The organism is Alcaligenes sp. SORT26, assembly GCF_017377875.1.
In the GTDB taxonomy this organism is placed as follows: domain Bacteria; phylum Pseudomonadota; class Gammaproteobacteria; order Burkholderiales; family Burkholderiaceae_B; genus Alcaligenes; species Alcaligenes parafaecalis.
On record NZ_CP070975.1, the window covers coordinates 1,823,134 to 1,843,530 of the forward strand.

17 protein-coding genes are annotated in these 20,397 nt (G+C 57.8%); 16 read left to right on the forward strand and 1 reads right to left on the reverse strand.

The window, feature by feature from the left end; translation table 11 throughout:
* Nucleotides 1-5: 5 nt before the first annotated feature.
* Nucleotides 6-959, reverse strand: a complete 954-nt coding sequence (locus JYG33_RS08485) for a LysR substrate-binding domain-containing protein (RefSeq protein WP_207875509.1) — start codon at nt 957-959, stop codon at nt 6-8.
* A 386-nt stretch (nt 960-1,345) separates the two neighbouring features.
* On the opposite strand from JYG33_RS08485, the gene hcaE reads away from it, so the two are divergent.
* The 16 genes from hcaE (at nt 1,346) to JYG33_RS08565 (ending at nt 20,357) form a co-directional block, all read left to right on the forward strand.
* Nucleotides 1,346-2,704 carry a 3-phenylpropionate/cinnamic acid dioxygenase subunit alpha gene (gene hcaE, locus JYG33_RS08490; protein ID WP_207875510.1) on the forward strand — a complete coding sequence of 453 codons (1,359 nt, stop codon included), beginning with the start codon at nt 1,346-1,348 and terminating at the stop codon, nt 2,702-2,704.
* Nucleotides 2,701-3,249 carry a 3-phenylpropionate/cinnamic acid dioxygenase subunit beta gene (gene hcaF / locus JYG33_RS08495; RefSeq protein WP_207875511.1) on the forward strand — a complete coding sequence of 183 codons (549 nt, stop codon included), beginning with the start codon at nt 2,701-2,703 and terminating at the stop codon, nt 3,247-3,249. The genes hcaE and hcaF overlap by 4 nt, the downstream gene beginning before the upstream one ends.
* Nucleotides 3,250-3,277: 28 nt before the next feature.
* Nucleotides 3,278-3,598, forward strand: a complete 321-nt coding sequence (gene hcaC / locus JYG33_RS08500; protein ID WP_026484793.1) for a 3-phenylpropionate/cinnamic acid dioxygenase ferredoxin subunit — start codon at nt 3,278-3,280, stop codon at nt 3,596-3,598.
* Nucleotides 3,595-4,410 (forward strand): 3-phenylpropionate-dihydrodiol/cinnamic acid-dihydrodiol dehydrogenase, encoded by an 816-nt coding sequence (hcaB, locus tag JYG33_RS08505; RefSeq protein ID WP_125303532.1) that lies wholly within the window; start codon nt 3,595-3,597, stop codon nt 4,408-4,410. Before hcaC ends, hcaB begins: the two co-directional genes overlap by 4 nt.
* Nucleotides 4,410-5,699, forward strand: a complete 1,290-nt coding sequence (gene hcaD / locus JYG33_RS08510) for a 3-phenylpropionate/cinnamic acid dioxygenase ferredoxin--NAD(+) reductase subunit (protein ID WP_207875512.1) — start codon at nt 4,410-4,412, stop codon at nt 5,697-5,699. Before hcaB ends, hcaD begins: the two co-directional genes overlap by 1 nt.
* 19 nt (nt 5,700-5,718) lie before the next feature.
* Entirely contained in the window at nt 5,719-6,666 is a 948-nt protein-coding gene (locus JYG33_RS08515) for a 3-carboxyethylcatechol 2,3-dioxygenase (protein ID WP_207875513.1), read from the forward strand.
* Nucleotides 6,667-6,698: 32 nt separating this feature from the next.
* Nucleotides 6,699-7,553 (forward strand): alpha/beta fold hydrolase, encoded by an 855-nt coding sequence (locus JYG33_RS08520; protein WP_026484796.1) that lies wholly within the window; start codon nt 6,699-6,701, stop codon nt 7,551-7,553.
* Nucleotide 7,554: 1 nt separating this feature from the next.
* Nucleotides 7,555-8,352, forward strand: a complete 798-nt coding sequence (gene mhpD / locus JYG33_RS08525) for a 2-keto-4-pentenoate hydratase (RefSeq protein ID WP_045930314.1) — start codon at nt 7,555-7,557, stop codon at nt 8,350-8,352.
* 25 nt (nt 8,353-8,377) lie between these two features.
* Nucleotides 8,378-9,325: an acetaldehyde dehydrogenase (acetylating) gene (locus JYG33_RS08530; protein ID WP_207875514.1), complete on the forward strand. Its 948-nt coding sequence runs from the start codon at nt 8,378-8,380 to the stop codon at nt 9,323-9,325.
* A gap of 17 nt (nt 9,326-9,342) precedes the next feature.
* Complete coding sequence (dmpG, locus tag JYG33_RS08535; RefSeq protein WP_045930316.1) at nt 9,343-10,377, forward strand: 4-hydroxy-2-oxovalerate aldolase; 1,035 nt, start codon at nt 9,343-9,345, stop codon at nt 10,375-10,377.
* A 139-nt stretch (nt 10,378-10,516) separates the two neighbouring features.
* Nucleotides 10,517-11,761: a 3-(3-hydroxy-phenyl)propionate transporter MhpT gene (gene mhpT, locus JYG33_RS08540; RefSeq protein WP_207875515.1), complete on the forward strand. Its 1,245-nt coding sequence runs from the start codon at nt 10,517-10,519 to the stop codon at nt 11,759-11,761.
* A 365-nt stretch (nt 11,762-12,126) separates the two neighbouring features.
* Entirely contained in the window at nt 12,127-12,744 is a 618-nt protein-coding gene (locus tag JYG33_RS08545; RefSeq protein ID WP_207875516.1) for a hypothetical protein, read from the forward strand.
* Nucleotides 12,745-13,371: 627 nt separating this feature from the next.
* Nucleotides 13,372-13,935: a fimbrial protein gene (locus JYG33_RS08550; protein WP_207875517.1), complete on the forward strand. Its 564-nt coding sequence runs from the start codon at nt 13,372-13,374 to the stop codon at nt 13,933-13,935.
* Nucleotides 13,936-14,000: 65 nt separating this feature from the next.
* Entirely contained in the window at nt 14,001-14,753 is a 753-nt protein-coding gene (locus tag JYG33_RS08555; RefSeq protein WP_207875518.1) for a molecular chaperone, read from the forward strand.
* 133 nt (nt 14,754-14,886) lie between these two features.
* A complete protein-coding gene (locus tag JYG33_RS08560) occupies nt 14,887-17,562 on the forward strand; it encodes a fimbria/pilus outer membrane usher protein (protein WP_207875519.1) in 2,676 nt (891 codons plus the stop codon).
* Entirely contained in the window at nt 17,559-20,357 is a 2,799-nt protein-coding gene (locus JYG33_RS08565; RefSeq protein WP_207875520.1) for an ATP-binding protein, read from the forward strand. The genes JYG33_RS08560 and JYG33_RS08565 overlap by 4 nt, the downstream gene beginning before the upstream one ends.
* Nucleotides 20,358-20,397 lie beyond the last annotated feature (40 nt).

Here is a 20,397-nt window from a genome sequence, read left to right on the forward strand (position 1 = left end):
AGTGACTACATACAGGCTATTTTACTGGGCGCCTGTTTCAAATGACTGACCGCTGAAGGTCCCGAACCATGCCAGCGTGCCAGCTCCCGTATACGCTCTATCAGGCTGGCAGCGGCTTCACTCATGCTGCCGGTCTCTCGTGGGTAGGCCATCAATAACTCGCAGCGCGGGCCACCGCCGATCAAGGGCCGCGACACCACATTCTTGGGCATGAAGTATTCCGCGTAAGTCGGCAGCAAGGTGTAGCCCAAACCGGCCGCCACCAGATTAATGCTCATCAAGGGGTTGGCCGAGTTATAGGTGTGCTCGGGCACAACCTTATGGTGGGCCAGATAACGAGCCAGCACATCGTGCATGGAACGGCCATAGGAGCGGTCCACCGCAATCATGGGCAGGCGGTTCAAGCGCGCAGGCGGGATCAGGCTATACGCTTCCAGGCGATGGCCTTTAGGCAGATAGACTCGCAAAGGCTCATCCAGTACCACCTCGCTACAGACATTGCTTGCCCGCACCGGACCGCGCATAAAACCCAGATCCAATTCCCCTCGGGCCATGGCCCCTTCCTGCTCGTTGGACGTCAGACTGCGCAGCACCACATCCACCTGCGGAAAAGCAGCACGGAAAGCGGGCAAGACTGCCGGAAAAATACGGACTTCTGCCGCGGGCACAAAACCTATCGTCAGCACTTCCCTGGCTTGCGACGCCGCCTTGCCGGCACGTATCACCGCCTCGTCTACTTTCTGCAAAATCTCGCGGGCATCATCCAGGAAAACAGCCCCCGCTTCTGTCAGCTCGACTTTGCGACGAGTCCGGTTCAGCAAGGGATAGCCGATCTCTTCCTCCAGATTACGGATCTGCTCGCTCAAGGAGGGTTGAGAGGTGTAGAGCCGCTCGGCAGCACGGGTGAAATTCAACTCTTCCGCGACTGCAACGAAGTAACGCAAGTGTCGCAATTCCAAGTTTGTCTCCTGTCAAATTAGTCGCCCTCTGCCCGGCTCGGACCCGAACAGCATCTGGCTCGTCCTGCGGTATCTCACCTGAACAGGCCGTTCTTGTAATCACTATTGTCGCTGCTACCAAGACTTCAAAAACAGCTTCGATTCTCATTGCTGCAGCGCAGCAATTGAAGCTCACGTAAACCCTATGCCTCTGTAAGACCGCATCAATATTGGACTTCAGACTTAAGCCCTATCCATACCAGGGTTTTAAAGCGGACTTATCGGGTTTGCCGATCACCCGATCTAAAGCAAGTATTGGTCGGATTCATTTCAAGCTTCTACATTTTGCCGTTGGCGACAAAAACCTGTTTTGCAAAAGCACGCATTGCAATAGCGAGGAGCAAGCGATGGGAATCAACCCTGAAAAAATCGAAGCCTTGGTCGATGCACGTAATGGACGCGTTACCCCTTCCATTTACACCGACCCGGATATTTATGAGCTGGAGCTGGAACGCATCTTTGGCCGCACCTGGCTGTTTTTGTGTCACACCAGCCAGATTCCCAAAGCGGGAGACTTCTTCAATACCTATATGGGCGAAGACCCGATTATCGTGGTTCGTCAAAAAGACGGCTCGATCAAGGCCTTTCTGAACCAATGCCGACACCGCTCGATGCGCGTGTCCTATGCCGACTCGGGCAATACCAAAGCCTTTACCTGTCCCTACCACGGCTGGAGTTATGGCACCAACGGCGATCTGGTGGATGTACCGCTGGAACCACGCGCCTATCCGCAAGGCTTGTGCAAGGAAAAGTGGGGCCTGCAGGAAGTGACCCGCGTCAAAGTATACAAAGGCCTGGTCTTTGGCAATTGGGACGCCACCGCTCCTGATCTGGAAGAGTACATGGGCGACATTGCCTGGTACCTGGACGGTGTGCTGGACCGGCGCGAAGGCGGTACCGAAATCATTGGCGGTGTTCAGAAATGGACCATTGAATGCAACTGGAAATTCCCCGCCGAACAGTTCGCGTCTGACCAATACCACGCCCTGTTCTCGCATGCGTCTGCCGTGCAAGTGCTGGGCCAGAAACCCGGTGACGAGGACAAGGCACTGGGCGCTGGCCAAACCGCACGCCCGGTCTGGGAAACCGCCAAGGACGCCGTTCAATATGGCCAACGCGGCCATGGCAGTGGCTTCTTCTTTACCGAGCAGCCCGACGCCAACGTATGGGTAGATGGCGAAGTTTCACAGTACTTTCGCGACACCTATGCCGAAGCCCACGAGCGCCTGGGCGAAGTGCGTGCCCTGCGTCTGGCCGGTCACAACAATATGTTCCCCACACTGAGCTGGCTGAACGGCACGGCGACACTGCGCGTCTGGCATCCACGTGGCCCGAACCAGGTGGAGGTCTGGGCATTTTGTATTGCCGATGCCGCCGCTCCCGACGAAGTGAAGGCCGCCTTTGAACGCAGCGCCACCCGCGCCTTTGGCCCAGCCGGTTTCCTGGAGCAGGACGACTCCGAGAACTGGGCTGAAATTCAGAAAATCCTGCGTGGCAAACGCGCCCGTGGCACTCAGTTGTGCATGGAAATGGGCTTGGGTAACGAGGGTCTGCGCAGCGATGGCGTGCCAGGCGTTACCAACTACATCTTCTCCGAAACAGCCGCTCGCGGTCTGTACAAGTACTGGGCCGACCTGATGGTGTCCGAGACCTGGGATGAAGTACTGGAGCGCAGCCGCATCTATGAAGAGGAGTTGGTGAAATGAGCGCCGTCATTGAAGAACCGACCCAAACTGCCATCGTCGACATGCAACTGCATCATGAAATTGCCGACTTCCTTTACATGGAAGCCGAACTGCTGGACGACTGGCAATTTCGCGATTGGCTGGACCTGCTGTCCGAGGACATTCACTACCACATGCGCAGCACCAGCAATGCGCAAACCCGTGATCGCCGCCGCAGCGTGCAACCGCCGACCACCTGGATTTTCAACGACAACAAGTTCCAGTTGGAGCGTCGCGTTGCCCGCCTGGAAACCGGCATGGCCTGGGCGGAGGAGCCGCCTTCGCGCACCCGCCACTTTGTCAGCAACCTGCGTATCCGCCCCACCGCCGACGGCCAGGGTTACGAGATACGCAGCAACTATATCCTGTACCGCGCCCAGAAAGAAAAGGACGAGACCTGGTACGCCGGCAAGCGCCTGGATTATGTACGCCGCGCAGACAAGCGCTTTGGTTGGGAATTGTATGAACGCGAGATCGTTCTGGATCAAGTCGTCATTACATCCCACAACCTGAGCGTTCTGTTCTGACCCTGCTCACTTTCCGATGTTGATTGATATGACACGCATTACCGCATGTGAAACCGGTGCCCTGGCCGATGGCGAGGCACTGAAGATAGACACTCCCGACCGCCAGATTGCCCTGTTCAATATTGATGGCACCTTCTATGCAACAGACGACCGTTGCACTCATGGCAACGCGTCCATGTCCGAAGGCTATATCGAGGACGACGGCACCGTGGAGTGCCCGCTGCACGCTGCCCGTTTCTGTCTGAAAACGGGCGCTGCCCTGTGCCAGCCCGCGACCGAGGCGTTACGCACCTATCCGGTGATCATCAGCGAAGGCATGGTCTATATCGATCTGGAGGCCCAGGCATGAATGGCTGGCTACAAAACGAAGTCGCCTTGATTACCGGCGGCGGTTCAGGCCTGGGTCTGGCATTGGTCGAGCGTTTTTTAAAGGAAGGCGCATCCGTGGCCGTGCTGGAGCGCTCGGCAGAAAAATGTGCCGATCTGGAACAGAAGTTCGACGGCAAGGTGCTGGCCATCCAGGGGGATGTGTGCAGCGCAGCCGACAACCAGAACGCCGTGGAGGCCACGGTCGCCCGCTTTGGCAAGCTGGACTGCTTTATTGGCAATGCCGCAGTCTGGGACCATGGCGCTAGGCTGATCAACACCAGCATGGAGCAACTGGACAAAGGCTTTGACGAGCTGTTTGCCATCAACGTCAAAGGCTATCTGCTCGGTGCCAAGGCGGCGGCAGCCGAACTGGTCAAATCCTGCGGCAGCATGATTTTCACCTTGAGCAATTCGGCCTTTTACGCCGAAGGCGGTGGCCCGCTTTATACCGCCAGCAAACATGCCGCGGTCGGTCTGATTCGTGAACTGGCTTTTGAGCTGGCGCCTAAAGTCCGTGTCAACGGCGTGGGGCCTTGCGGCATGAAAACCGATTTGCGTGGCCCACAAGCCTTGGGGCAGCAAGATACGCGCATCATGGATTCGCGTTCACCAGATGCCATCAAAGCAATCCTGCCACTGCAATTCTTTCCCGAACCTGAAGAATTTACCGGCCCCTTTGTGCTGCTAGCCTCGCGCCAGAACAACCAGACTCTGACCGGCGTCATGATCAATGCCGACGCAGGTCTGGGAGTACGCGGTATACGCAATGTGGCCGGTGGACTGGAGCTGTGATGCAGACACCTCATATTGTGATTATTGGTGGGGGACAGGCCGGTGCCACGGCTGCCGCTGAACTGCGTCGTCGTGAATTTGCCGGACAGATCACCCTGGTCGGAGAGGAACCCCACCTGCCTTACGAACGTCCGCCCCTGTCCAAAGACGCCTTGCTGGACCCGGACAATGTGCAGCTGAACCTGCATCCAGCCAGCTTTTACAACGAGCAGAGCATCAGCTTGAAATTGGGTATCCGTGCCGAAGCGATTGACGCTCAACAAGGCTGCATCACCCTGTCCAACGGCGAAACTCTGCAATACGACAGCCTCTTGCTGGCAACGGGCGCACAAGCCCGACGTCTGCCCGAACTGGACGCGCTAGGTTCGGTATCGCATGTTCTGCGCACCCTGGACGATGCCAACCGCATTCGCGCTCAGCTCAAACCTGGCAGCCATGTGCTGGTGGTCGGTGCCGGTGTGATTGGCCTGGAACTGGCATCCAGCCTGGTCGCTTTGGGTACCACGGTGGAGCTGATCGATCCGGCTAGCCGCATCATGTCGCGCAACGCACCGGAAGTCCTCAGCCAGTATCTGCAGACCGTGCATGAAGCTCGCGGCGTGCGCTTTCACCTGGGCATACAGGTCAGCAAGGCCCGCCGGGACGAAGAACAGAAAGTGGCGCTGACACTGAGCAATGGCCAGCAACTGCAAGGTGATCTGCTGATTTACGGTGTCGGTGTGACCATTGATACCCGTTTGGCCGATAGTGCCGGACTGCACACCGAACAGGGTGCAATTGTGATTGATGAACACGGCCGCAGTTCCCAGCCTGCCATTTATGCCGCGGGTGATACCACCGTGCAAATTGGTCTGGATGGCCGCTGGCAACGACAGGAAACCTGGGAGAACGCCAACCGTCAGGCTTGCATGGCCGTTTGCCACATGCTGGACCAGGAACCTGCCCAGGCCAGCCCGGCCTGGTTCTGGACAGACCAGTGCGATCTGAACATTCAATTCGCCGGAGACATGGCCGCTGCCCATTGGATCCTGCGCGGCAAGCTGGACACGCCTCCTTTTGTCCTGATTGGCCTGGACCCTGAAGGGGCCATTTGCGGAGCCATCACCGTCAATCAGGGCCGCGATATGCGCCCGCTTAAAGAGCTGATTGAACACCGGGCCGTCCTGCCGCTGGAGGTATGGAACGACACCACCCAGAACCTGCGCAATCTGGCCAAACAAGTCGCGCAGACAACAAACAGCCACACCGCCGCCTTGACTGGCGAAGCGGCGGCACCCGTACACCCATAATCAGAATCAGGAGACCGACATGCTGGCACACCTGGAGTGTCTTTCACACACGCCGTTGCTGGGGCATCACGACCCGGCTCAAGCGGTACTGGACGAGGTCTTTGCGGTACAGAAAGCCGCCCGCGAACGGATTGCGGCCTTCAAGCCTGATCTGATCGTGCTGTTCACCCCCGATCACTTCAACGGCTTTTTCTACAACGTCATGCCCAGCTTTTGCATCGGCACCGGCGCGCATGCCATTGGCGATTTTGACAGTCTGGCCGGACGCCTGGATGTGCCCTTCGAGCTGGCCACACAATGCGCCACCCATGTGATCAATAGCGGCGTGGACGTGGCCATTTCACACGATATGCAACTGGATCATGGTGCCGCCTACCCGCTGGAACATCTGGTGGGCAGTCTGGATCAGTACCCGGTTATTCCAGTTTTCATCAACTCGGTTGCCGCCCCCTTGCCAACCTTCAAGCGTGCCCGTTTGCTGGGCGAGGCCATCGGGCAATGGGCCCGCTCTACCGGCAAGCGCGTGCTGTGGATCGGCTCGGGCGGCTTGTCGCACCAGCCCCCCGTGCCAGTCTATGCCGAAGCCCCCGATGCCGTGCGTCGCTCGCTGGATGGCGAAGGCTACACGCTGTCGCCTGAGGCCCGTGCCGCCCGCACACAACGCACGATCGATGCTGGCAAAGCCTTCACCCAGGACCCTTCTGTTCTGCATCCGCTCAACCCCGAATGGGACCAGAACTTTCTGGATCTGCTGCAAACGCAGGGCTATGCCCAGCTCGATGAGGTCGCCAACAACGACGTGTCCGCCCTGGCAGGCCGAAGCGCCCACGAAGTCAAAACCTGGGTAGCCGCCTTTGCCGGGCTGTCGGCCTATGGCCCTTACGAAGCAGGACATCGCTACTACCGCGAAATTCCGGAGTGGATTGCCGGTTTTGGCGGCCTGTCTGCCCATCCCAGCAAGAACTGAAATCCACCACAACAAAACATCAGGAGATTGTCATGAGTCTGAATGAATCTGATTACAGCCGTTTCGCGACCGTGGTCGAGGAAGGCAAAGAACTGCGCATCCACTACAACGATCTGGGTCAGGGCGAACAGACGGTTGTCATGCTGCACGGCTCCGGCCCCGGTGCCACCGGCTGGGCCAACTTCAACCGCAATATTGAACCGCTGACCCAGGCTGGTTATCGCGTCCTGCTGATCGACTGTCCTGGCTGGGGCAAGAGCGATTCCATCGTCAACAGCGGTTCACGCTCCGACCTGAACGCCCGTGTGGTGAAAAGCATTATTGACCAGTTGGGCATAGACAAAATCCACATGCTGGGCAACTCCATGGGCGGCCATAGCTCGGTTGCCTTTGCCCTGACCTGGCCCGAGCGCGTTGCCAAGCTGGTCCTGATGGGGGGCGGCACAGGTGGCATGAGCCTGTTTACCCCCATGCCCAGCGAAGGTATCAAGCTGCTGAACGGTCTTTACCGCGAACCCACGCTGGAAAACCTGAAGCGCTTTAACAATGTGTTCGTATTCGACGCCAGCGTGCTGACTGAAGAGCTGCTGCAGGCCCGTCTGAACAATATGCTCAGCCGCAAGGACCACTTGGAAAACTTCCTGAAGTCCCTGGAAGCCAATCCCCGCCAGTTCCCCGATTTCAGCCCGCGCCTGCCCGGCATTACCGCCCCTACTCTGATCATCTGGGGCCGTCAGGACCGGGTTGTGCCTTTCGATACCGGCTTGCGTCTGCTGGCTGGCATTCCCAACTCCGAGCTGCACGTCTACAACCAGTGCGGTCACTGGGCGCAGTGGGAACATGCCGAGAAATTCAACCAGTTAGTTCTGGATTTCCTGGAGCGTTGAGATGAACAAGGCATCCAGCGATCTGCTCGATACCCTGGCCAGCCGTCTGCGCCAGGCCGAGAGCAGCAATCAGTCCATAGACCCGATTCGCAGCCTGATTGGTGAAGACAATGCCGAGGCCGCCTACACCATCCAGCGCATCAATATTGCCCGTGGACTAGCCCAAGGTCGTCGCCTGACGGGCCGCAAGATTGGCCTGACCAACCCCAAGGTCCAGCAGCAACTGGGCGTGTCGCAACCCGACTTTGGCGCCCTGTTTGCCGACATGGCCTATGGCGATGGCGAAACCGTCCCTGTCGAACGTGTCCTGCAACCCAAGATCGAGGCCGAAATTGCCCTGGTGCTGGAGCGCGACCTGCCCCATGCCGACACCAGCTTTGGCGATGTCGCCGCAGCAGTAGGCTGGGTCATGCCCTCTTTGGAAATCGTGGGCAGCCGCATTGCCAACTGGGATATCCGCTTTGTGGATACCGTGGCCGACAACGCCTCCAGCGGCCTGTACGTGCTGGGCGGCCCCGCCCGTCGCCTGGACGGCCTGGACCTGCGCAATGCCCGCATGAGCCTGCATCGCAATGGGGAACTGGCCTCCAGCGGCAGCGGTGCCGAATGCCTGGGCCACCCCTTTAATGCCGCCGCCTGGCTGGCCCGCACCATGGCCAAACTGGGCGAACCGCTACGGGCCGGCGATCTGATTCTGACCGGTGCATTAGGCCCTATGGCTCCCGTCGCCCCCGGCGATCACTTTGAAGCCGTGATCGAGGGCATAGGCTCGGTATCCGTCACCTTCAGCGCAGGCTAAGTCCTCTTTGTACGGAGTAACACACATGACAAACCCCAACGGCATTGCCGTCGCCATCATAGGCTCGGGCAATATCGGCACCGACCTGATGATCAAGGTGATGCGCCAAAGCAAACACCTGAAAATGGGCGCGATGGTCGGCATCGACCCGGCCTCCGATGGTCTGGCCCGTGCGGCCCGCCTTGGCGTGCCCACCACCCATGAAGGACTGGATGGGCTGTTGAAGCTGCCCAACTTCAAGGACATTCGCATTGTGTTTGATGCGACCAGCGCCGGAGCCCACGCCCGTCACAATGCCGTCCTGCAAGAGCATGGCATCCAGGTCATTGACCTGACCCCTGCGGCTATCGGCCCCTACACCATCCCGGTCGTGAACCTGGACGACAATCTGGACGCACCCAACATCAATATGGTCACCTGCGGCGGGCAGGCCACCGTCCCTATCATTGCAGCGGTCTCGCAGGTCACCCCCGTGCACTATGCCGAAATCATTGCCTCGATCTCGTCCAAATCCGCCGGTCCGGGCACCCGCGCCAATATTGACGAGTTCACTGAAACTACCAGTAAAGCCATGCAGGTCGTAGGCGGTGCCACCGTGGGCAAGGCCATTATTGTGCTCAACCCGGCCGAGCCGCCTTTGCTGATGCGCGATACCGTCTACACCCTCAGCGATCCGGGCAAGGAAGCGGAAATCGAGCAGTCCATCCAGCGCATGGCCGACAAGGTTCAGGCCTACGTGCCCGGCTATCGCCTCAAGCAAAAAGTGCAGTTCGATGTAATTCCCGAGGACAAGCCCATCAATGTGCCCGGTCTGGGATGGCGCTCCGGCCTGAAAACTACGGTGTTTATCGAGGTGGAAGGCGCCGCACACTATCTGCCTGCCTATGCTGGCAACCTGGACATCATGACTAGTGCTGCGCTGGCCTGCGCCGAGCGACTGGCCCAAACCCGCCTGCTCACGCAAACCGCATGACACGCAAGGACATCACAATGGCACACGATCCCAACAAGAAGCTCTTTATTTCCGACGTGACCCTGCGCGACGGCAGCCACGCGGTGCGTCATCAATACAGCCTGCAAAACGCCATGGATATTGCCCGTGCCCTGGACCAGGCCAAGGTCGATTCCATCGAAGTGGCCCACGGCGACGGGCTGTGTGGCTCCAGCTTCAACTACGGTTTTGGCGCACACACCGACCTGGAATGGATTGAGGCCGTAGCCTCAGTCATTACCCATGCCAGGATTGCCACCTTGCTGCTGCCAGGCATTGGCACCATTCACGATCTGAAAGCCGCTTATGACGCCGGTGCCCGCATTGTGCGGGTGGCCACGCACTGTACCGAGGCCGACGTCAGCAAACAGTACATCGAATATGCCCGCAATCTGGGCATGGACACGGTGGGCTTTCTGATGATGAGCCACATGACTACGCCGCAACATTTGGCCGAACAAGCCAAGCTGATGGAAAGCTACGGGGCGACCTGCTGCTATGTGGTCGACTCGGGCGGGGCCTTGAACATGAACGATGTGCGCGACCGTTTCCGCGCCTTCAAGGATGTGCTCAAACCCGAAACCGAGACCGGCATTCACGCCCACCACAACCTGTCCCTGGGTGTGGCCAACAGCATTGTGGCCGTGGAAGAAGGCTGCGACCGCATTGATGCCAGCCTGGCAGGCATGGGGGCCGGAGCCGGCAATGCCCCGCTGGAAGTGTTTATTGCTGCCGCCGCACGCATGGGCTGGAACCATGGCACGGATCTGTACACCCTGATGGACGCAGCAGACGACATTGTGCGCCCCTTGCAGGATCGCCCAGTGCGCGTAGACCGCGAGACTCTGGCCCTGGGCTATGCAGGCGTATACAGCAGCTTCTTGCGTCACAGCGAAGTAGCCGCCCAGAAATACGGCCTGAAAACCGTGGACATTCTGGTCGAACTGGGCAAACGCCGCATGGTTGGCGGCCAGGAAGACATGATTGTGGACGTGGCTCTGGACTTGCTGCAACGACAAGCCGCGACGGCCTGACTCCGGAACTCTAAAAAAGCTCTACCCCGACTCACCGCCGCTTTAACTCGCGGTGAGCGGATTTCTGCGCCCTGAATTCGGGGCGGGCAGGTCGCAGAAGCAATAAAAAAACGTCCCGGTCAACCGAGGAGACATTGCAATGACACAAACCCACGGCCGCAGGCACGCGGTCATCACGGTGGCGATCTGCTTTCTGATCGCCGTTATCGAAGGCATGGATATTCAAGCTGCTGGCATTGCCGTTAAAGGCGTGGCAGCCGAGTTTGGACTGGATAAAACTTATCAGGGCTATTTTCTAAGTGCAGGCATTCTGGGCCTGCTGCCCGGTTCACTGATGGGCGGGCGCTGGGCTGATAAATACGGTCGCAAGGCCGTGCTGATTGCCTCAGTCGCTATCTTTGCCCTGTTTACCTTGTTCACCGCTTGGGTCAACAGCCTGGCCATCCTCTTGATGGTGCGTTTTCTGGCTGGTGCAGGTCTGGGCGCAGCCATGCCCAACCTGATTACCCTGGCCGCCGAATCGGTCAAACCCGAACACCGTGCCCGCGCTGTAGGCATGATGTATGCGGGCATGCCTGTGGGTGCAGCCATCCTGTCGCTGGTGGCCGCCTCCAACTTTGGCGAGAACTGGAAAAACATCTTCTACCTGGGCGGCTTGCTGCCCCTGCTCGTCATTCCTGTCATGGTCTGGTTCTTGCCCGAATCGCGCGAGTTTCTGCAAGCACGCCAGAGCCGGGCCATCGTCCAGGGACGCTTCCAGGATCTGTTCAGAAATGGTTTGGCCGCCCGTACCCTGCTTTTGTGGGTCAGCTATTTCTTCACGCTGATGGTGGTGTATCTGATGCTGAGCTGGTTGCCTTCCTTGTTTCAGGAACTGGGCTTTAGCCGCAAGCAAGGCAGCACTGCCCAGTTCTGGTTCATGGTCAGCGCAACCATGGGCACCGTCTTGCTGGGCTATCTGACAGACCGCTGGCACAAGGCGTTGGTGATCGCGCTGATGTATGGCGGGATCCTGGCCGGTTTGCTTAGTCTGAACGGCGCATCGGGCTTGGGACAAATGTATTGGGCTGCCGCCTTGACGGGCGCTTTTGTGATCGGTTGCCAAGGTGTCTTGTATGCTTTTGGCGGCATTGTCTACCCCACCGCCGTGCGTGCCACAGGTGTAGGCACCGCCGCTGCAGTAGGCCGCATTGGTGCCACCTTGGGCCCGACCATTGCAGGCATGTTGCTTAGCCAGGGCTATGGTGCTGCCGGTGTGATCAGCTCGGCCATTCCCTGCATTATTGTCTCGGCGCTGTGCATGTTCCTGGTGGTGCGTCAGATCAGTCAAGAACGAGCATTGGCCTCCAGCAATCCTGCCCTGTCAGCAGCAGGCAAAGCATAAGAACAGAGCAGATTGCAGATCAAAACCGGGCTGCAATCTGCACACCAGCCATCCTATAGCCAGCCCTTGTACCTAAGGGCTGCTGCCAAGCCAAAGTAGCACTGCCTGCATGGCTGGCTCCCCAAGGTTGACCGTATTCGACCTTGGGGGCCACTCGCAATGGCAGCCCCCCATTCAGCGTTGCAGACCTACGCGATCTATGCGGGGTCACTTGTGGCAATCCCTGAGGAGAATGGAAACAAGAATAAAGAATGACGGGATACAATGGCCGGCTGCTATTTTGGCAGCAGTTTTTTATGGTCGGGCGTAACCCTGCAGCGGGGAAACAAGAACAAGGTGCCTGACCCAGCACGGAAACACGAGTGATGGACACAGTCATACTTCTTCTGATCGCCGCTATTGCCTTGCATTTTGTGCGAGCACGCTATCAACGCGGGCGCATTATCTTGCTGGGCCGCCACCTGAGCAGCTTCCAGCTAGAGCGCCATATGGAAACGCTGACAGAAGGCTATACCCGCGCCATTGGAGAACAGGATCCCTCGCGTCAGCTACAGGTTCTGGAGATGTTTGCCCAAACTGAACATGCCGTGGCCACCCAGATTCAATCCTTGGCCGATCTGCTGCAAAAAGAACCGGCAGAAAATACCCGCGTGGGCATGCTGCCTTTCTGCGTTCCTTATGCAGAACGAATCATCCCGTCCATGACACGAGACTTTCGTCAGCTTTTGCAGATTCATGCTGCCGGTTTGCGCCATGTTGTAGATAATCCCGAACAACTGGACCCAAAGAACCGGGCCTATCATTTGTCAGCCGAACTTTATCTGTTCCAACATAGCTGTCACTGGTTTTGCAAGTCCAAAACCGTGGCCGATGCACGCTTGCTAGCACGCCATAAAGTCACTCATCAAAAAGTGTTGGAGTCCGTGTCTGCCCAGACTCGCAGCGCCTATTTGCGCTGGCAGCAAGGCCAGGACAAGCAGTAAAAAAAGGAGCCAGCACGGCTCCTTTTTTTATACATCAATATCATGACTACCCAACCATCAGCACAGCAAAAGCCTCTGAAAAGTCTGGTATGAATTGTTCACGACGTTGCCGTTGGAACAGAACAGTTGCTACGCCTGCACTTCCCCCCCAGAACAAACTTGTGCAAGTGGCAAGAGCCAAACCTTAGCCCATATGGTTCGTTGAAAGGGCAAAGTCGGTTTCTTGATTTGCCTGCTCCTCACATCACACTCCTTATTCATCAACAATTAATTCCTGCCTATATGCAAACCGGCTTGAAATTAATTTTAAGGTCGTGACTTCTTTATTTATATCAGACCATTCTTATTTTTACTTTTCAACGACTTATATACAATCAAACCTTACATGGGTTAATTGTCAATAATTGCAAACTCGCTTCGAACACTTCTTGACATACGATTAATTATAAAACCAACCCTGCCAATCAATTAATTTCATTTTTAAGAATAGTCCTAAATCTTTTCACCGATTGATTTCCTAAACTTCAATTGTGCTCTAAACCAAGCACATACCTGGGAACCTTCGAGCGCCCCAAGGCGTACAACAAGGTTGCTTCGTTTGTCCAACAATCGGAAGTCAAATCAATCATGAAAAAGATCCTTTTAGGCCTCACCATCCTTTCCGCTTTCGCCGCTGCCGGTGCTCAAGCCGAACCTGTTCTTGGTGCTCGTGGCAACATCAGCTTTGTCGGTAGCATCAACGCTGACAGCTGCACCGTGCGCACCCCTGGTGCATCCAGTTCCGGTGCCAACATGCTGGTAGACATGGGCCCCGTCTCGGCCAAAACCCTGGGTACCGAAGCCGTACCTGCCACCTCCGAAGGCGGCCTGACCTCCATCGCCAAAAACATCGACATGCAAGTTGAATGTGCAAGCGGCACCAAAGTTGAACTGAAACTGGCTCCTACCGCCACGTCCGGCAAGGGTATTGCTGTTACTGGCGGCGCCCAGAACGTGCAGATCATGCTGGTCAGCAACGAAAGCGTTCTGGACTTTACCGGCGGCACCGCCAAGCTGGAAGCTCCTTACGCTGAAGGCGCCATCAATATCCCTCTGACCGCTTACTACACCCGTAAAGCCGGCGCTGATATTGCTGATGTGGTTGGCGGCCAAGCCAATGCCACCGTTGCTTACGAGCTGTCTTACGAATAAGACTGCCTAAGCTGCTGGCGAGGGGAGCCCTCCTCGCCAGAGTCACCCCTCAAGGAGAATGAACCATGTCCATCTTAACTTTCAAGAAACTGGCTTTTGGATGTCTAACCCTTGGCGCTGCACTGTTGGGCAGCCATGCACAGGCATCGATCTCCTTGAGTGGTACCCGCCTGATCCTGCCCGAAAAACAACAAGAAGCATCCATCGTAGTTCGCAACGAAAATTCGCCGGTACTGGTTCAGTCCTGGTTGGAAACGAATACCGACCACGACCAAGCGGAACTGCCTTTTGCCATCACCCCCGCACTGGTCAAAGTTGCCCCAAATGCACAGCAAGTGATGCGCGTCCTGTATGCCGGTGGCGAACAAGGTATGCCCCGCGACCGTGAAACCGTACTGTGGCTGAACGTTCAAGAAATCCCCCAACAAGGCCCTGGCGACAATCAATTGCAGATTGCTATCCGCCAACGCATCAAATTATTTTTCCGCCCTGACGGCCTGCCCGGTTCGGCAGAGCAGGCTCCTGCTCAATTGCAGTGGTCTGTAGTGAACAATCAAGGCAAACCCATGCTGGAAATTCACAACCCCAGCGCTTACCACGTGTCCATGTCCACCCTGAGCACCGCCAGAGGTCAGGCAATGGAAGACCCTGGCATGATTGCCCCTGGCCAGACTCGTCTGCTGCCACTGGGCCGCTCGGGCGCCCAAGACACCTTGCAGTTTCGCGCTATCAGCGACTATGGCAGTGCCGATCCCTATGAAGTTCGCCTCAACGGGCAGAACAAGGTCCAAGGCCGCGCCTTGACTCCGGATAAGTAAAAAAAAAACGGCGGCCTCGACCGCCCAGCCTCCCCCGCCTCACGTCTGACCCTTTCGGCTACTGGCTCTTGGCCAGTAGCAGGAGCCCTTGCACGTCCTCGAATCGTCCAACACGCCCCCTGGGTGCAGAGTCATGTCTAAAAAAAACCACCTGTTCTGCCATAGCATTCGTCCCTACAGCCGCCAGCCTCTGGCCACGCTGCGACTGGCTTTGCTGCCCTGCCTGGTCATCATGGCCTGCACAGTCCAGGCCCAGACAGACTCCTCCATCCAAGTACCTGTCCCTGAAGAAAACAAGGCGAAGCCCGTTCAAGTTGCCGCCCTGAGCACGACTGACTCCCTGGGCTTTAACATGGCCTTCCTTCAAGGCAATGCCTCCACAGCGGATCTGCGCACCTTGCTCTCGAACAGCAACGTGTCCGAAGGCGTGCAGCGTGTGGACCTGTATGTGAACCAACAGCGCACCGGACGGCGAGACATCACCTTCAAGCGCAACCCGCGCACTGATGACAACGAACCCTGCTTTAACCAGGAGATGCTGGAACAAGCCGGTGTTGACCTGAGCAAACTGCCTGCCCCCTTGCCAGCCGAGGCGAGCTGCCTGCGCCTGCCAGAGATTGTGCCCGAAGCCACTGTGACGTATGAAAGCGCCCAGTTGCGCCTGCAACTGAACATTCCACAAATTTACTTGAGCCCCAGCAAGCGCGGCTATGTAGACCCATCGCTGTGGGATTCGGGGCAGATGGCTGCTTTTGTGAACTACGGATTGAACGTGCGCCGGGATCAAAGCAAGGGCATGTCCGCTACCAATGACCTTAGCGCAGACCTGCGCATGGGCGTGAATATCGGACCCTGGCGTCTACGTAACAACTCCTACTACAGCTCGGGTACCAACCGCCCCAGCTCTTTTACCAGCCAGAACACCTATGCTCAACGCGACATCGTCGCCCTGAAAAGCCAACTGCTGGCCGGGCAAACTTATACCCGTTCGCCACTTTTTGACAGCGTGCGCTTTATGGGTGTGCAAATGCTCTCGGACGAGGCCATGCGCCCCGATAGCGAGCAAGGCTATGCACCGGTTATCCGCGGCACGGCCGAGAGCAACGCCACCGTGGAAGTGCGCCAGAACGGCTATGTCATCTACACCACCAACGTGGCACCGGGCCCCTTTGCAATCAGCGATCTGTCTCCATCAGGCTCCAATGGCGATCTGGAAATCACCATTATCGAAGCTGATGGTTCGCGCCGTATTTTGCGTCAAGCTTTTTCTGCTCCGCCCCTGATGGTACGCGAGGGCCGTCTGAGCTATGACATCGCTGCTGGCCAGTTGCGCCTGAACGACAATATGCAAGAACGCCCCCACTTTGTCAGCGGCTCCATGCTGTATGGCGTTAGCGCCAATACGACGCTGGCCGCCGGGGTACAGGCATCCAAAAACTTCAGCGCCTACTCCCTGGGCGTAGGCATGAATACCCAGTTAGGTGCAGTGTCACTGGATGCAACCCGTTCCACCAGCCATATCCAGGGTCAGCAATCCCAGGGCACCAGCATGAACCTGCGCTACAACAAGTTCATCGAAACCACCGGCTCGAACGTGTCCGTCAATCTGCGTCACGACCTGAGCCGTGGCTATCGCACCCTGTCCGATCATGTCCAGGCAATGGAAGCCCCCGCGCACCTTCGCATGTATGGTTCGCGCGACTCTCGTCAGCGCATTGATGCCAACATCAGCCAGCCTGTGGGCGACGGCAACCTCTATCTGAATGCCTCCTACAACAAACATTGGGAGAACACCTCCTCCAATAGCCTATCGGTGGGCTATAGCAACAATATCGGTAAGGTGAGCTACAACCTGGCCTACACCCGAACCCGGAATTTGCAGTCCTCCTTTAGCTCCTCGCGCTCCCACGACAATGCCATCATGCTGACGCTGAGCATGCCCTTGGGCAGTGGCTCCCATGCTCCACAAAGCTTTACCAGCATCAATCACGACAATAATGGCAACTCGGTCCAAGCCGGTGCCAGTGGATTGCTACCTACCGACCGCGAGATCAGCTACGCCGTCGCAGGTGGACGCACAGTTGCCGGCGAAAGCAATGCATCGGTCAACGTCGGCACGACCACTTCCTTTGCCCGTATGAATGCTGGCTACTCCTACGGCAACCGTCACAACTCCGGCAACTTCTCGGCCAACGGTTCAATTGTGGCGCACGGTGGCGGCGTCAACCTGGGTCAGGCTCTGGGCGAGACCATCATGCTGGCCAAAGTAGAACCCGCCGTAGCCGGTGTAGGAATCTCCAGCCATGTCGGTGTCGAAACCGGGTCAAACGGCTACGCCATCATCCCGAATGCCACGCCGTACCGCAGCAATCACGTCAGTCTGGATACACGCAAGGCTCCAAAAAACGCCGAATTCGACAACGCCGTACAACAGATTGTCCCTACACGCGGTGCGGTTGCGCTGGCGACCTTCAAGGCCGAGGTGGGCTACCGCGTACAGTTTGAACTGCGTGACGAGCAAGGGCTAGCTCTGCCCTTTGGTGCCATGGTGCGCAATGCCGCCGGTGAACAACTAGGCATGACAGACCCGCGTGGCCGTGTCCTGACCATGGTGTCCCCCGAGCAGATGCGTGGTCACCTGGACATCAGCCGTGACGGCCAACTGTGCCGCGCTCGCTACGAACTGTCCGAAAATACGGACGAGCTGAACTACCAACTGGTCCGCCTGAATTGTGTTCAGCGCGATCCTGACCCCATGCTGCCGGGCGATCTGGCCAAGCAAGGCAAGGATCAAGACGGCACGGTATGAACGGGCGCATCCACAAGCTAAATAGCGGCCCCCTGCGTGAGAACCTGCCCGCCATGCAGGTTCCCCGCTTTCCCAGCGTGTTGCTGGGTGCCTTGTCCCTGATTCTGATTCTGTGCGCCTCGCTGGGTACCGGTGCTTATTTGTATGCTTCGGCCACACATCTGGTTTCCGAATATCGTCGGCAGCTCAATAGCGCAGCAGACCACGCACAACTGTTCTTTGACCAGCGTGAAGTGCTGCTGCGTGCCGTGGCCGCCAGCGCGGTTTCCCCAGACTCCCTGAGTCTGGCAGCCAACACCCACAATCTGGAAGCAATCGACACGCCAGACAGTGGTCCCCTGGATCACTACACCTTGTTGCTGACACGTCGCCACTGGAACGCCATCCACCGCACGGGCAACCTGCGTTACAGCAAACTCAGTCCTACCCAAGACTTTCGTCTGGAGCGCGACGGCCAGGATCTGCTGTGGGTGCCTCAAATCGATGCCCTGACCACACGCCTGAAAACAATCAATCAAGATCCTCATGCCCGTCAAGTTCCCGTGATCTGGCTGCATCAGAATATTGACTCTGTATCGCGTCTGGTGGCCTACACGCCTATCGATCGGGAAAATCGCCAGGGTGCCTGGCTAGGCCTGGAATTAAGAGACATAGATCGCGCCCTGACCTTGAGTCCTCCCCCGCCCAGTACCGAATACATTCTGTTCGATATACGCGGACAGGCTGTCTTGTACAGCAGCGCCCCGCCGGATTCGTCCGAGTTGCGCTGGGTACAACAAGACTATTTCGGCTTTGATGGTAAAGGCTGGCCGCAACACATCATCCTGAGCAAGTCCATCGGGACAGGCGGCTTGCGGGTGCTCTATGCCTTGCCGACCCGGCAACTGCTGCACGATGGTCGCAGCGCCCTGATCACTGCCTTGCTGACCCTTACGGTCTTTACCACTGTTGTCCTTGTCGGTGCCAGCCTGATCCGACGCCGTTTGCTGCTGCCAGCCCGCCAGCAACAGCAAAGCCTGGTCGATAGTGTGTCCTTGAATCGCAAGCTGATTGCCATGGCGCCCGTGGGCCTGACACTGGTCGATGCCCAAGGCGACGTAATCTTTCAAGAAAACCTGCAAGCCCGCAGTTGGATGCAAGGCGATGATCAATGGCGCACGCGTCTGCCCGGCGAGCAGGATCAAAGTGCCTGCACCGACGTCACCTTGAGAGATGGCCGCAGCGTGCGCGTGCATGCCATCAGCCTGAGTTACCGGGGCAATCGGGCGGCCTTGTGTTCCATCATTGACATTACGAGCGAGAAAGCCGAAGAAGCGGCGCTGCGTCACTCCCGCCAACTGGCGGAAAATGCCAATATTGCCAAGACCCAGTTCCTGACCACGATGAGTCACGAGATCCGCACGCCCTTGTACGGCATTCTGGGCACGCTGGAACTGCTGTCGCTGTCCGAGAAAAACCGACATCCCTCGCCCTATCTGGACACCTTGCGCCGCTCGGCCGAAACCCTGTTCCGGGTGGTGGGTGAGTCGCTGGACCTGTCCCGCATTGAAGCCGGCCACGTCAACCTGGAGCCACGCGAATTTACGGCACAGGAGCAAGTCGATGAAGTGATTGCCTCCTTTGCCGCCACAGCACAGAACAAGGGCTTGCTGCTTTACTCTGTCACCCCGGTGCGGGCCCTGGTCCCCACTATTGGTGACCCCTTGAAAATCCGCCAGATTCTGAGCAATCTGGTCAGCAATGCCATCAAGTTCACCACCTCCGGCCATGTGGTGCTGCGCCTGCATACCGAGCCTCAACCCGGCAACCGCCTGGCCCTGCGTTTTCAGGTAACGGACTCGGGCCAAGGCATCAGTGCCGACATCCTGCCCAAGCTGTTTTTACCGTATTTCAGCGCAAACAAAGGCGGGGTCAGCAAGCAAGCTGGCACAGGTCTGGGTTTACCGATTTGCCAGCGTCTGGCCAGCCTGATGGGCGGCTCCCTGTCTGTAGTCAGCGAGCCCGGACTGGGGACCAGCATTAGCTTTGAAGTGATTTTGCCAGTGGCCGCCCCGCCAGGTACTCCTCCGGCACCCGAGTCCTTGCTGGCATTCCACCCCGTCTATGTTGCCGGAGACATCCCCGAGATCGTCTCCAACGTCAGCAAATGGCTGCGACACTGGGGCGCCTACGCCCTGCCCTACACCGGGCAGGCCACCAAACCCGGCACGGTCCTGGTGCATAGTTGGCCCGCTTTTGCCACCAGCACGCCAGAATGGACTGGCCGCCAGGTGATGGTTCGACCCAATACCCAAACCACAGCCATACAAGCAGACAATCCGGACTACTTCTACACTGCCTCAACCGCGATGGAGCACATCATGCATGCGGTACAGCAGGCTCAGGCCCTGGACTGTACGCCCCAGCGAGACGAAGAGCCTTTTAATCCACCCAGACGCACACAGCGAGTCCTGGTGGTAGACGACAACCCGGTGAACCGGCAAATTCTTCAGGAGCAATTGACTGTGTTGGGCTGCACCACCCATCTGGAGGCCAATGGCGAAGCCGCCCTGGACCTGCCAGACAAAGACCGTTTTGATATTGTCTTTACCGACCTGTTCATGCCCGGCATGGACGGCTACTCCCTGGCCCGCGCCTTGCGTGCCGAGGGCTATCAGGGGCGCATCATCGGCATTACGGCCAATGCGATTCTGGACAAAGACAAGGAATGGTCTGCCGCAGGCATGGATGCCCTGCTGATCAAGCCTTTGCCTATGGCCGCCTTGCGCGACAGTCTGCAGCCTCCGACACCCTAAGCCTGCCCCATCATGCACGACTCCTGCGTCGCCATCGCCG

Coding starts and splice junctions, on each gene's coding strand:
- JYG33_RS08515 (WP_207875513.1), top strand. CDS start 5,719: ATGCTGGCACACCTGGAGTGTCTTTCACACACGCCGTTGCTGGGGCAT.
- mhpD (WP_045930314.1), top strand. CDS start 7,555: ATGAACAAGGCATCCAGCGATCTGCTCGATACCCTGGCCAGCCGTCTG.
- hcaC (WP_026484793.1), top strand. CDS start 3,278: ATGACACGCATTACCGCATGTGAAACCGGTGCCCTGGCCGATGGCGAG.
- JYG33_RS08560 (WP_207875519.1), top strand. CDS start 14,887: ATGTCTAAAAAAAACCACCTGTTCTGCCATAGCATTCGTCCCTACAGC.
- mhpT (WP_207875515.1), top strand. CDS start 10,517: ATGACACAAACCCACGGCCGCAGGCACGCGGTCATCACGGTGGCGATC.
- JYG33_RS08520 (WP_026484796.1), top strand. CDS start 6,699: ATGAGTCTGAATGAATCTGATTACAGCCGTTTCGCGACCGTGGTCGAG.
- dmpG (WP_045930316.1), top strand. CDS start 9,343: ATGGCACACGATCCCAACAAGAAGCTCTTTATTTCCGACGTGACCCTG.
- hcaE (WP_207875510.1), top strand. CDS start 1,346: ATGGGAATCAACCCTGAAAAAATCGAAGCCTTGGTCGATGCACGTAAT.
- JYG33_RS08565 (WP_207875520.1), top strand. CDS start 17,559: ATGAACGGGCGCATCCACAAGCTAAATAGCGGCCCCCTGCGTGAGAAC.
- hcaD (WP_207875512.1), top strand. CDS start 4,410: ATGCAGACACCTCATATTGTGATTATTGGTGGGGGACAGGCCGGTGCC.
- JYG33_RS08530 (WP_207875514.1), top strand. CDS start 8,378: ATGACAAACCCCAACGGCATTGCCGTCGCCATCATAGGCTCGGGCAAT.
- JYG33_RS08545 (WP_207875516.1), top strand. CDS start 12,127: ATGGACACAGTCATACTTCTTCTGATCGCCGCTATTGCCTTGCATTTT.
- hcaB (WP_125303532.1), top strand. CDS start 3,595: ATGAATGGCTGGCTACAAAACGAAGTCGCCTTGATTACCGGCGGCGGT.
- JYG33_RS08555 (WP_207875518.1), top strand. CDS start 14,001: ATGTCCATCTTAACTTTCAAGAAACTGGCTTTTGGATGTCTAACCCTT.
- JYG33_RS08550 (WP_207875517.1), top strand. CDS start 13,372: ATGAAAAAGATCCTTTTAGGCCTCACCATCCTTTCCGCTTTCGCCGCT.
- hcaF (WP_207875511.1), top strand. CDS start 2,701: ATGAGCGCCGTCATTGAAGAACCGACCCAAACTGCCATCGTCGACATG.